Source organism: Brenneria alni (assembly GCF_003666245.1).
Lineage (GTDB): Bacteria > Pseudomonadota > Gammaproteobacteria > Enterobacterales > Enterobacteriaceae > Brenneria > Brenneria alni.
Window position 1 is genome coordinate 13556 of sequence record NZ_MJLZ01000023.1, and the last position, 12901, is coordinate 26456.

Here is a 12901-nt window from a genome sequence, read left to right on the forward strand (position 1 = left end):
TTAAATTTTTATTTAGAAACTGGCGTTTCTCGGTGTGCGCGGAAAAGGGATAACATCGCGTACATTTTGTACGCCGGTAACATAAGCTATCAGGCGTTCAAATCCTAAACCGAAACCAGAATGCGGGATGGTGCCGTAACGACGCAGGTCGCGATACCACCAGTAGTCTTCTTTACTCAGACCCATCTCTTCCAGCCGCTGGTCTAACTGCGCCAGACGCTCTTCGCGCTGAGAACCACCGATGATTTCACCGATGCCCGGCGCCAATACGTCCATTGCGGCGACAGTCTTACCATCACTGTTCATCCGCATATAGAACGCTTTGATGTCTTTCGGGTAGTTTTTAACCACAACCGGCGCCTTGAAATGCTTTTCTGCCAGATAGCGCTCATGTTCGGATGAGAGATCGACACCCCAGAAAACCGGATTTTCAAATGTCTGACCGCAATTCAGCAGAATCTCGACGGCATCGGTGTAATCAACCTGGGCGAAATCAGCGTTGATAAAGTTTTCCAGGCGGCTGATCGCCTCTTTATCTACGCGCTGTGCGAAAAATGCCATGTCATCCGCACGTTCATCAAGCACTGCTTTGAATACGTATTTCAACAGTTTTTCCGCCAACCCGGCGATATCATCCAGTGAAGCAAAGGCCACTTCCGGCTCGATCATCCAGAATTCAGCCAGATGCCGACTGGTATTGGAGTTCTCTGCACGGAAAGTCGGGCCAAAGGTATAAACCTTGGAAAGTGCGCAGGCGTAGGTTTCGCCATTCAACTGGCCTGAAACAGTAAGAAAGGCTTCCTTACCGAAAAAATCTTCGCTGAAGTCGACGTTACCTTGTTCCGTCCGCGGCAGGTTTTCCAGGTCAAGCGTGGATACTCTGAACATCTCGCCGGCGCCTTCCGTATCGGAAGCGGTAATCAGCGGGGTTGAAACCCAGAAGTAGCCATTTTCATGGAAGAAACGGTGAATAGCCTGTGCGAGTGTATGGCGAACGCGTGCTACAGCGCCAATGAGATTGGTGCGGGGACGTAAATGCGCGACTTCACGCAGATATTCGATGCTATGGCGTTTGGCCGCCATCGGATAGGTATCGGGATCATCAACCCAGCCGATCACGTTGACTTCAGATGCCTGTAATTCAAAACTCTGCCCTTCGCCCGGCGAAGCGACGACAGTGCCAGTCACCTCAACGGAGCAACCGGTGGTCAGACGCAGGACATCATTCTGGTAATTAGAGAGGTTATTATTAACTACAGCCTGTAATGGATCAAAGCAGGAGCCGTCATAAACGGCAACAAAGGAGATACCGGCTTTAGAATCTCTCCGGGTACGCACCCAGCCGCGCACGGTGACTTCGCTGTCAACGGCAACACGGCCTTGCAGCACGTCGACTACAGGCACTACACTCATAAAATTCTCTCTTCAATTAATATTGTTTAGAAACAGTGAATGGCCCCTCTGTGGGCGTTTCGCTATGTTACTTGCCGTCAGACAGGACACAAGCAGAAATCGCCGGAATGCAATAAGTTTTGTGCATTCCGGCATGGCTGGGTTAAAGATTAGGCAATCATTTAGATTCAGTGCGGCGTTCAGCTGGCTTTTCTAACGCGGGGTAAGTCGAAGGCTTTGCGTAATTCAGTCACGAAGGCCTGATCCTGACAAATCGTTTTACCGGGGCTGTCAGAAAGTTTCGCTACCGGTTTACCGTTGCACTCCACCAGTTTAATAACGATATTCAACGGATTGACCCCGGGAATATCACACGTCAGGCGCGTCCCGATACCAAACACCAGATTGATTCGCTGCCAGAAATGGCGGTAGAGATTCAGCGCTTTATCAAGATTCAAATTATCAGAGAACACCAGTGTTTTGCTTAATGGGTCGATGTTTAAGCGCTGATAATGCGCGATGGCTTTTTCACCCCAGTCAACGGGATCGCCAGAGTCGTGCCTCAGTCCCTGATAAGATGCGGCGAACGGGTGATCGAAGTCACGCAGGAAAGCATCCATGGTAATGCAGTCTGTCAGCGCAATGCCTAACTGGTCAGGGTATTCTTGCAACCACATCTGCAATGCCACACGCTGGCTATTGGCAAGCACCGGGCTGATTTGTTGATGAGCCTGGAACCATTCATGAGCCTGAGTGCCAACCGGCGTCAACTGCAAACGGCGGGCTAAATCATAATTACTGGTGCCGATTAAATAAGGAAATTCGGCCTGTAACGTACTGACGATCGCCTGTTGCACATCACGTGAGAAGCGGCGACGGGTGCCGAAATCCATCAGTTTGAACTGGCCCATATCCACATCTGCGCTGGTTTTACGCAAGTGTTCAAGTGTTTTATTTAGCTGATTGACTGCCTGAGTCAATTCTATCTGGGGCGAGCGGTTGCGGTGGACGACTTCACTGATCACCGCCAGCAGCGGGACTTCCCATAAAATGACTTCTCGCCACGGCCCGGCAATACGGATATCCAGCTTGCCGCGGTGATTTTTAATACTGACTTGCTGTGGATTAAAACGGAATTTCCGCAACCAACTGAGATAATCCTGCTTAAAGAAAGGCAGAGAAGAGAGATAGTCAAACTCTTCGGCACTCAAAACCAAGCGCTGCATAAGATCAACCTGCCCGGCTATCTCTTCAGCATAGATCCCTAACAGCTCATCACCCCGGCAGCGGAATTCAGCCGCGACATCGACATGATAATAATGGTGATACACCGCCTGTTGCATGTGAAGCTTATAGGCATCGGTATCCAGTAATGAGGTTAGAATCGGGGAAGTGTGTAAAGTCATAATGCGTTACAGCATCCTCGTTAGACGCATATCCATAGTAGGGACAATCGGCAAGGTTCAATCAGTATACCTTGGTTGTCCATTTATTACCTTATCACAACATAATGGGGCGCCGGATACGAGATTCAAACGTGCTCTGGCATGATTATTATTCTCATTATTTGTCATGGTAACATTGACGTAACAGGCATAGACTTGAACCATAAAGCTTATAACGAGGTGGAAACTTTATATGAATCAACAGCCGCAGGTGAAATATCGCCATGACTACCGGGCGCCGGATTACACTATTACCGACATTGCATTGGATTTCGAACTGAATGCAGAGAAAACCCGCGTCAAAGCGGTGAGCCAGGTGGTGTTACAAGGCGAGCAGGGGGCTGCGCTAAAGCTGGATGGGGAAGGTTTGAACCTGGTGAGCCTGAGCGTTGATGGTACGCCGTGGCCGCATTATCAGGTACAGGATGATGGGTTGATACTGACGCAATTACCGGCTGAGTTTACGCTTGGCATTGAAACTGAAATCAACCCGGCGGCCAATAGTGCGCTGGAAGGGCTGTACCAATCTGGCGACGCGCTGTGTACACAGTGTGAAGCGGAAGGTTTCCGCCACATTACCTATTACCTTGACCGACCGGACGTACTGGCGAAATTCACTACGCGGATTACTGCCGACAAGTCGCGTTATCCTTATCTGCTTTCCAATGGTAATCGCATTGCCCAGGGCGATCTCGATGATGGCCGACATTGGATCGAATGGCAGGATCCCTTCCCGAAACCGTGCTATCTGTTCGCGCTGGTGGCGGGGGATTTTGATGTCTTGCAGGATCGTTTTACCACTCGATCCGGTCGTGATGTTGCGCTCGAACTGTACGTCGATCGCGGCAATCTGGATCGTGCCGGCTGGGCTATGGCGTCATTGAAAAATGCCATGAAGTGGGATGAAACCCGCTTTGGGCTGGAGTATGACCTCGACATTTATATGATTGTTGCGGTGGACTTCTTCAACATGGGAGCGATGGAAAATAAAGGGTTGAATGTATTCAACGCCAAATATGTACTGGCAAAGGCTGAAACCGCTACCGATAAAGATTACCTGAATATTGAGGCGGTGATTGGTCATGAGTATTTCCATAACTGGACTGGTAACCGCGTTACCTGTCGTGACTGGTTTCAACTGAGCCTGAAAGAAGGCCTGACGGTGTTCCGCGATCAGGAGTTCAGCTCTGACCTGGGTTCCCGTGCGGTTAACCGGATTGATAATGTACGGGTGATGAGAGGGGCGCAGTTTGCAGAAGATGCCAGTCCGATGTCACACCCGATTCGTCCCGATCAGGTAATAGAGATGAACAATTTCTATACGCTGACCGTATACGAAAAAGGATCGGAAGTGATCCGCATGATGCATACCTTATTGGGCGAGGAAAAATTCCAGGCTGGTATGCGGCTCTATTTTGAGCGTCATGATGGCAGCGCGGCGACCTGTGATGATTTTGTCCAGGTGATGGAAGAGGCTTCCGGCGTGGATTTATCTCAATTCCGTCGCTGGTACAGCCAGTCAGGCACGCCGGTGTTGACTGTCCGTGATGATTACGATGCACAGTCCCAGCAATATTTGTTGAGCGTGAGTCAAATGACCCCGGTAGGCGCTGACAAACAGCCGAAGCAGCCACTGCATATTCCGCTGGATATTGAATTGTACGACCCGCAAGGGCAGGTGATCCCGCTGCAAAGAAACGGCCAGCCGTTGTCCTCCATCTTGAACGTCACCGAAGCAGAGCAAACTTTTATTTTTGATCAAGTACCCTGCCAGCCGATTCCTTCTTTATTACGTGAGTTTTCAGCGCCGGTAAAACTGAATTATCCCTGGAGTGACGTACAATTAACATTTTTGATGCGTCATGCCAGTAATGCGTTTTCCCGCTGGGACGCGGCACAGAGTCTGCTGGCAAATTATATTCGCCTGAATGTCTCCCGCTATCAGCAGCAACAGGCGCTTTCATTACCCATGCATGTGGTTGACGCTTTCCGCGCTATTTTGCTGGACGATAGTCTGGATCCTATGTTGGCGTCGCAGATCCTGACGCTGCCAAGCGAAAATGAAATCGCCGAGCTATTCGAGACGATCGACCCTGTGGCAATTGCGGCTGTGCGTGATGGAATGATCCGTGCAATGGCAAAGGAAATGGCGGATGAATGGTTGGCGGTTTATCGCGTTAATCTGACACCACAATATCGCATAGAACATGCAGATATTGGTAAACGGGCCTTACGTAATGTTTGCCTGTCTTATCTGGCGTTTGCCGATGAAGCCCAGGCTGACAAATGGGTGAGGGCGCAGTATCAGCAGGCTGATAACATGACGGACTCGCTGGCGGCGCTGTCGGCAGCGGTTAGCGCACAGTTGCCGGGGCGTGACGCGCTACTGACCGGCTTTGACGATCGCTGGCATCAGGATGGCCTGGTTATGGATAAATGGTTTACACTCCAGGCTACCAGCCCGGCTACGGATGTGCTTGAGCGGGTTCGTGAGCTTATGCAACACCGATCGTTCAGCCTGAACAATCCGAACCGCCTGCGTGCGCTGATAGGGGCGTTTACGGCATCCAATCCTTCTGCATTTCATGCGGAAGATGGCAGTGGTTATCGTTTCCTGACAGACGTTCTTATCGATCTCAATACCCGTAACCCGCAGGTCGCGGCCCGGTTAATCGAGCCTTTAATCCGGTTAAAACGTTATGATGCCAAACGCCAGGCATTGATGCGTCAGGCGCTGGAGCAGTTAAAAACGCTGGAAAATTTGTCAGGCGATCTGTTTGAGAAGATCAGCAAAGCGTTACAGGACTGAGGCTTTTTCCGTAATATCATTTTATTTTCCCCTTACTCTAATGCCCGCGAAATGCGGGCATCTCATACCGCTTACCGGTTGGCGGCAAAAAGGAGAACGGAAAGCTCGGTGCCGGACAAACGTTTTACTTTCCGCGTTGATGGAACTACCATCTTGCCGTATTCCGACTTTGTTTATTTGCGATTGGGATCTCAGGAGACGATATGTTCTATCCCGTTATCAGGAAAACTTTATTCCAGCTCGATCCAGAACGAGCACATGAACTGACCTTCCAGCAATTACGCCGTATCACTAATACCCCTTTTGAATTTCTCGTTCGTCAGTCTGTACCCACCAAACCTGTTACCTGTATGGGGCTGTCATTTAAAAATCCACTCGGCCTGGCCGCAGGGCTTGATAAAGACGGTGACTGTATTGATGCGCTGGGCGCTATGGGGTTTGGGTTTATTGAAGTTGGCACCGTAACGCCGCGTCCGCAACCCGGAAATGATAAACCGAGATTGTTCCGTATTATTGAAGCGGAAGGACTGATTAATCGAATGGGGTTTAATAATCAAGGCGTCGATTATCTGGTTGAGAATGTAAAAAAATCACGTTTTGGCGGGGTATTGGGGATTAATATCGGTAAAAATAAAGATACGCCGGTAGAGCAGGGAAAAGAGGATTATCTGATCTGTATGGATAAGATCTATTCTCATGCTGGTTATATTGCCATAAATATCTCTTCGCCCAATACGCCAGGGTTGCGTAGCCTGCAATATGGTGAAGCGTTAGACGATCTTTTACTGTCGATAAAGAATAGGCAGGCAGAATTAAATGAGAAATATCAGAAATATGTTCCGGTGGCAGTAAAGATCGCGCCGGATCTATCTGAAGAAGAATTGATCCAAATAGCGGATAGTTTGGTTCGTCATAACATTGACGGGGTTATTGCCACCAATACTACACTCGATAGAAAACTGATCCAGGGATTAAATCACTGTGGTCAGACAGGGGGATTAAGCGGTCGTCCTTTACAATTACGTAGTACAGAAATTATCCGTCGGTTATCTCAGGAATTAGCCGGGCGCTTGCCGATTATCGGTGTAGGCGGTATTGATTCTTTGATTGCCGCACGTGAAAAGCTGGATGCAGGAGCGACGTTGATTCAGATATATTCAGGCTTTATTTTCCGTGGTCCGCCTCTGATTAAAGATATCGTTACACATATTTAATCATTTCGTTCATTCATTTATCTCCGGGGGGTTTATTTATTCCCCCGGCTAGTCTATATTTTATCCGTTATTGGCAAGTAAATTTATCAACATCATCCGGGTTTTTTATTGCAGCATTTTGCAATCAGCCATTTCTTATAATAGTGTAACAAAGGCGAAGGGTAAATAATATGAAGTTAAAACCTGACGACAACTGGCGCTGGTATTTTGATACCGAGCACGATCGGCTGATGTTGGATCTTGCCAATGGCATGTTATTTCGTTCACGTTTCCCATCTAAAATGCTAACCCCAGATGCTTTTAATGAATGTGCATTCTGTGTTGAAGATGCGGCTTTATTTTTTACCTATAGCGAAAAATGTCAGAAGATGGCATTGAGCCGTGATCTTCAGGGTGAATTAATATTGAATGCGCTGGTTGCCAGCCGTTTTCTTAAACCGCTGATGCCAAAAAGCTGGCATTTTGTGCAGCAGTATGCGGCTGATATGCTCTCTCCTCAAACGGGGGATATTGTTCAGGTACAGTTAACCGAAAATAATGACACCGCGTATTTTTTGATAGCGGAAGCCGGTGACAAAGCCAGCTTATGTCTGCTGGCACAGGAACAATTAATGCTGAATGCCAAAATGATGGTATTGGGGGATGCGATAAAAATCATGCATGACAGGTTACTGCCCGTGGTCACCGAAAGTGTGGCAGACCAGCAGTCATCTCCCTATCAGTATGCCAAAGTTGTTTAACGATAGGCATAGTCTATTGCAAGCTGATATCGCTTTGTGGAACACAACTACAGGCGAGGATAGCGCCATTTTCTCCGATTGCGCTTTTTTTGAGCGCTAAAACGTCGCCACTGATTAACGTCAACTTACAGCAGCCGCATATCCCGGCACGACAAGAGTAGGGGATACGGATCCCCTGTTGTTCCAACTGTTCCAGCAATATTTGCTGATTATTCCCCTTTAGGCTTTTTCCCTGATAATGAATGGTTACCGTTTGCTCGTTTTGCCGAGGGGCAGCAATATTTTCAACCACTTTCCCTGAACCATAAGCACGAGAAGGCCTGGTCGCCAGCACTTCCAGTGCATCACCGAGGCGAATAATGCCAGTATTGCGGGCAATGAGATTCTGACCAAAATCGACGTCGCCATTTTCGGCGGTACGGAAGGACTGCAAGGTTGCCAGCGGCTCTGACGTAGGGTGTTTTCTGCCGTGCTCAATACTGACGGTGGTCAAGACACAGCGGCTACAGGGTTTGGCAACATCGAAAATCACGTCGCCGATCCGAATGGTCTGCCAGCTATCTTCAGCAAAGGCGCAAGCGCCTGTCACCACCAGATTAGGGCGAAACTGTTCCAGTTTGATACCGGCCGGACAGCGTTGGCGCAGTGCCTGAAAAGAGGCTTCATTGATCAGTAAGAAAGGATAGCCATCGGCGAAAGACAGCGGGATGTCAGGATGTTGGTTAACGCGGCGTGACGGTTCGCTGCCCAGCCAACGCAGTTGAACCTGGCGCTGAAAATATTGACTCAGCCAATCATTGATGGCATCGGGGGCGATTTGCGCAGTAAAGTGATTACCCCACACTTCCGTGGGCTGCGGCGTACTGATGAAATCCGCAAAGCGGACGCTGGCGGTTTGCCCATCGGGTGCTGAAATAAACAGACCATCCGGTAACAGGGCTGGGGTAAACAGCACCATTTGCGGATACTGGCGGGCGGTAATAAAGGTTCCATCGGGTTGCGTTACCATAAAGGTGCGATCGTGCGCCAAACCGCTTGCAGACACCACGGCATGGGACAACTGTAAACCACGCATGGATTTTACCGGATGGATATAAAGTCGCGTTACGCCGATCACTGCTGATTCCTTGCTGAAGTAAAACGGCAACTTTATGACAAGAGTCACGGATTAGCTATAATGCGCCTCAATTTTCTTTATTAGTGATATCGACGATATGAATGCTCTGTTTGCCAGCACGGCCCGTGGTCTGGAAGAACTGTTAAAAAGTGAGCTTGAAGCGCTGGGCGCTCAGGCCTGTGCCGTGGTGCAAGGAGGGGTGCATTTTCAGGGCGATAACCGCCTGCTTTATCAGAGCTTGCTGTGGAGTCGTCTGGCATCACGCATTTTGTTGCCGTTGAATGAATTCAAGGTGCACAGCGATCTGGATCTGTATCTGGGGGTGCAGGCAATTGACTGGTCAACGATTTTCGGTATCGATAAGACCTTTGCCGTGCATTTTACCGGCACCAATGACGATATCCGCAACAGCCAGTATGGTGCGTTAAAAGTAAAAGATGCGATTGTGGACAGCTTTAACCGCAAGACCGGTCAGCGTCCCGACGTGGCTAAACAGCAGCCGGATATTCGCATCAATGTTTTTTTACAGCGCGACACGGCAAGTGTGGCGCTGGATCTCAGCGGTGAGGGTTTGCATCAGCGTGGTTATCGTGATTTGGCGGGTTTGGCTCCTTTGAAAGAGAATCTGGCCGCCGCGATTGTGTTGCGTTCAGGTTGGCAAAAGGGGACGCCGATGGTCGATCCAATGTGCGGTTCCGGCACGTTGCTAATTGAAGCCGCGATGATTGCCGCCGATCGCGCGCCTGGCTTGCATCGTACACATTGGGGATTTACCGCCTGGTTGCAGCATGATGCGGACGTGTGGCATGACGTCACTACTGAAGCACAGCGCCGCGCCCGTCAGGGATTGCAGGCAACCACTTCCCGTTTTTTCGGCTCGGACAACGATCGCCGGGTGATCGACATTGCCCGTACCAATGCCCGCCGTGCGGGCGTGGGTGATTTAATTACCTTCAGCGTGAAAGATGCTGCGCAGTTACAGAATCCGCAACCCGAAGGGCCGAAAGGTACGGTAGTCAGTAACCCACCGTATGGCGAACGTCTGGAAAGTGAACCGGCACTGATTGCGCTGCACAATATGTTAGGGCGTAAGATGAAAAGTGATTTTGGCGGCTGGCAACTGTCGTTATTCAGCGCCTCACCGGAATTGCTCAGTTGCCTGCAACTGCGTGCGGAACGTCAATTCAAGGCTAAAAACGGCCCACTGGACTGTGTGCAGAAAAATTATCAACTGGCAGAGAGTCAAGGGGCGGGCGCCGGGCAGATAGCGGAGGATTTCGCCAACCGCCTGCGTAAAAATCTGCGCAAGCTGGATAAATGGGCGCGTCAGCAGGGGATTGAATGCTACCGGCTGTATGATGCTGATCTGCCTGAGTACAATGTGGCGGTCGATCGTTACGGCAGTTGGGTGGTGGTGCAAGAGTATGCGCCGCCTAAAACCATTGATGCGCAGAAAGCCCGTCAGCGCCTGTTTGATGTGATCAACGCCACGTTGAGTGTGCTGGAGCTGCCGTCCAACCGCCTGATTCTGAAGACCCGTGAACGCCAGAAAGGAAAAAACCAGTATGAAAAACTGGCGCAAAAGGGCGAATTTTTGCTGGTGGAAGAGTATAACGCCAGGCTGTGGGTCAATCTGACGGATTATCTGGATACCGGCTTGTTTCTCGATCATCGCATTGCCCGTAAAACGTTGGGTGCAATGAGCCGGGGCAAAGACTTTCTCAATCTGTTCGCCTATACCGGCACCGCCAGCGTACACGCCGGGCTGGGCGGGGCGCGCAGTACCACCACGGTGGATATGTCTCGTACCTATTTGGAATGGGCGGAGAAAAATCTGCGGGCTAACGGCCTGACCGGGCGTCAGCACCGTCTGATTCATGCTGACTGCCTGTCGTGGCTGCGCGAGGCGAATGAACAGTTTGACGTTATTTTTATTGATCCCCCAACCTTTTCTAATTCCAAACGTATGGAAGATACTTTTGACGTACAGCGCGATCATCTGGCATTGATGAAAGATCTCAAACGGCTGTTGCGTCGTGGCGGAACGATCATGTTTTCCAACAATAAACGCGGGTTCCAGATGGATATTCCGGGATTAACCGCGTTAGGTCTGGCGGCGAAAGAGATTACCGCACAGACGCAATCACAGGATTTTGCCCGCAACCGTCAGATTCATAACTGCTGGCTGCTGACCCATGCCAGCGAGGAAAAGTAATAGCGATGTCATTAATCAGTGTATCGGGCGCATGGCTGTCATTCAGTGATGCCCCACTGTTAGATAACACAGAACTTCATATTGAAGAAAACGAACGCGTTTGTCTGGTAGGCCGCAATGGTGCCGGCAAGTCAACGCTGCTGAAAATACTGGCAAAAGAAATTCCGCTGGATGACGGAAGGATCACCTATGAGCAGGATTTGATCGTGGCGCGGTTGCAACAGGATCCGCCGCGGGATGTCGCCGGAACCGTATTTGATTTTGTCGCCGAAGGGGTTGCCGCTCAGGCGGATTATCTGAAAAATTATCACGCCATCCTACGTCTGGTCGAAACCGATCCCAGCGAAAAGAACCTTAATCAGCTAGCCAAACTGCAAGATATTCTTGAGCATCAAGGGCTGTGGCAGTTGGAAAGCCGCATTCACGAGGTGCTGGAACAGCTTGGACTAACCGCCGAGGCGCCGCTGGCGTCATTGTCCGGTGGTTGGTTGCGCAAAGCGGCGCTGGGGCGGGCGCTGGTCAGCTCGCCACGGATTCTGCTGCTGGATGAGCCTACCAACCATCTTGATATCGAAACCATTGACTGGCTGGAAACCTTTCTGAAAACCTTCCAGGGCAGCATTGTATTTATTTCCCATGACCGTTCCTTTATTCGCAACATGGCGACCCGAATTGTCGATTTGGATCGCGGTAAGCTGGTTTCCTGGCCGGGAAATTACGATAAGTACCTGGCAGGGAAAGAAGAAGCGCTGCGAGTGGAAGATCTGCAAAATGCCGAGTTCGATCGCAAACTGGCACAGGAAGAAGTGTGGATCCGTCAGGGGATCAAAGCCCGCCGTACGCGTAATGAGGGGCGGGTTCGTGCCCTGAAAGCCATGCGTAATGAACGTTCGCAGCGCCGCGAGGTGATGGGATCTGCCAGGATGCAGGTTGAGGAAGCTGCACGCTCCGGCAAAATTGTTTTTGAACTGGAAGAGGTTAATTACCAGATCGACAATAAAATCCTGACGTGTAATTTCTCTGCGCAGGTACAGCGCGGCGATAAAATTGCGCTGGTCGGGCCGAATGGCTGCGGTAAAACCACGCTGTTGAAGCTGATGCTGGGCGAGCTGGCCCCAAATAGCGGTCGGGTGCATTGCGGAACCAAGCTGGAAGTGGCTTATTTCGATCAGCACCGTGCAGAGCTGGATCCTGAACGCACCGTGATGGATAACCTGGCGGAAGGTAAACAGGAAGTGATGGTCAATGGCCGTCCGCGTCATGTGCTGGGCTATTTACAGGACTTTCTGTTCCATCCCAAACGTGCGATGACGCCGGTTAAGGCCCTGTCCGGGGGCGAGCGCAACCGTCTGTTATTGGCCCGTCTGTTCCTGAAGCCCAGTAACCTGCTGATTCTTGATGAACCGACCAACGATCTGGATGTGGAAACGCTGGAACTGCTCGAAGAGCTGATCGACAGCTATCAGGGAACCGTGTTACTGGTTAGCCACGATCGTCAGTTTGTCGATAATTCGGTGACAGAGTGCTGGATCTTTGAAGGCAACGGCACGATCGCCCGCTATGTCGGCGGTTATTATGATGCCCAGCAGCAGCGCAGCGAGTCAACGCCGTTGCGTACCGCTTCTGCGTCATCTGCGCCGGCATTATCAGCCGCTGGCAACAGTTCCGCACAGCCCGCTAAACGCAGTGTGGCTAAACTAAGCTATAACCAGCAACGGGAACTGGATCAGTTGCCGTTGCAAATTGAGCAACTGGAACAGCAAATTGATGCGCTGCAAACGCAAATGAGCGACGCCGGGTTCTATAGCCGTCCGCATGTGGAAATGCAGCCGGTGCTGACGGCATTAGCCGAAACGGAAAAAGCGCTGGAGTCCTGCTTTGAACGGTGGGAAGAGCTTGAAGCGCGAAGGAACGGTTAATATTTCATATACCCAATAGAGTTATGGCGGGCTATCCTGTTCGCCCCTGG

At 50.5% G+C, this 12901-nt stretch carries 8 protein-coding genes; 5 read left to right on the forward strand and 3 right to left on the reverse strand.

The genetic code is table 11. From position 1 onward, the window contains the following. Positions 1–12: 12 nt before the first annotated feature. Together asnS and pncB are read right to left on the reverse strand one after the other, a co-directional pair. Positions 13–1413: an asparagine--tRNA ligase gene (asnS, locus tag BIY29_RS11420; RefSeq protein WP_121575247.1), complete on the reverse strand. Its 1401-nt coding sequence runs from the start codon at positions 1411–1413 to the stop codon at positions 13–15. 179 nt (positions 1414–1592) lie between these two features. Beyond that, positions 1593–2798 (reverse strand): nicotinate phosphoribosyltransferase, encoded by a 1206-nt coding sequence (gene pncB / locus BIY29_RS11425; protein WP_121575248.1) that lies wholly within the window; start codon positions 2796–2798, stop codon positions 1593–1595. A 232-nt stretch (positions 2799–3030) separates the two neighbouring features. On the opposite strand from pncB, the gene pepN reads away from it, so the two are divergent. The 3 genes from pepN (at position 3031) to BIY29_RS11440 (ending at position 7600) form a co-directional block, all read left to right on the forward strand. Beyond that, complete coding sequence (gene pepN, locus BIY29_RS11430) at positions 3031–5646, forward strand: aminopeptidase N (protein ID WP_121575249.1); 2616 nt, start codon at positions 3031–3033, stop codon at positions 5644–5646. Between the two features lie 203 nt (positions 5647–5849). Further along, entirely contained in the window at positions 5850–6860 is a 1011-nt protein-coding gene (gene pyrD, locus BIY29_RS11435; protein ID WP_121575250.1) for a quinone-dependent dihydroorotate dehydrogenase, read from the forward strand. A gap of 170 nt (positions 6861–7030) precedes the next feature. After that, positions 7031–7600 carry a cell division protein ZapC gene (locus BIY29_RS11440; RefSeq protein ID WP_121575251.1) on the forward strand — a complete coding sequence of 190 codons (570 nt, stop codon included), beginning with the start codon at positions 7031–7033 and terminating at the stop codon, positions 7598–7600. A gap of 13 nt (positions 7601–7613) precedes the next feature. Here BIY29_RS11440 and BIY29_RS11445 read toward each other — a convergent pair whose 3' ends face one another. After that, positions 7614–8717 carry a YcbX family protein gene (locus tag BIY29_RS11445; protein WP_121575252.1) on the reverse strand — a complete coding sequence of 368 codons (1104 nt, stop codon included), beginning with the start codon at positions 8715–8717 and terminating at the stop codon, positions 7614–7616. Between the two features lie 97 nt (positions 8718–8814). Here BIY29_RS11445 and rlmKL point away from each other — a divergent pair, with 97 nt between their 5' ends. After that, positions 8815–10932, forward strand: coding sequence for a bifunctional 23S rRNA (guanine(2069)-N(7))-methyltransferase RlmK/23S rRNA (guanine(2445)-N(2))-methyltransferase RlmL (gene rlmKL, locus BIY29_RS11450; protein ID WP_121575253.1), 2118 nt, complete (start codon positions 8815–8817; stop codon positions 10930–10932). A 5-nt stretch (positions 10933–10937) separates the two neighbouring features. Next, positions 10938–12851: an ABC transporter ATP-binding protein gene (locus BIY29_RS11455; protein WP_121575254.1), complete on the forward strand. Its 1914-nt coding sequence runs from the start codon at positions 10938–10940 to the stop codon at positions 12849–12851. Positions 12852–12901 lie beyond the last annotated feature (50 nt).

Bases quoted from the DNA above. Each gene is read 5' to 3' on its own strand.
- asnS (WP_121575247.1), bottom strand. From the start codon at position 1,413: ATGAGTGTAGTGCCTGTAGTCGACGTGCTGCAAGGCCGTGTTGCCGTT.
- pncB (WP_121575248.1), bottom strand. From the start codon at position 2,798: ATGACTTTACACACTTCCCCGATTCTAACCTCATTACTGGATACCGAT.
- pepN (WP_121575249.1), top strand. From the start codon at position 3,031: ATGAATCAACAGCCGCAGGTGAAATATCGCCATGACTACCGGGCGCCG.
- pyrD (WP_121575250.1), top strand. From the start codon at position 5,850: ATGTTCTATCCCGTTATCAGGAAAACTTTATTCCAGCTCGATCCAGAA.
- BIY29_RS11440 (WP_121575251.1), top strand. From the start codon at position 7,031: ATGAAGTTAAAACCTGACGACAACTGGCGCTGGTATTTTGATACCGAG.
- rlmKL (WP_121575253.1), top strand. From the start codon at position 8,815: ATGAATGCTCTGTTTGCCAGCACGGCCCGTGGTCTGGAAGAACTGTTA.
- BIY29_RS11455 (WP_121575254.1), top strand. From the start codon at position 10,938: ATGTCATTAATCAGTGTATCGGGCGCATGGCTGTCATTCAGTGATGCC.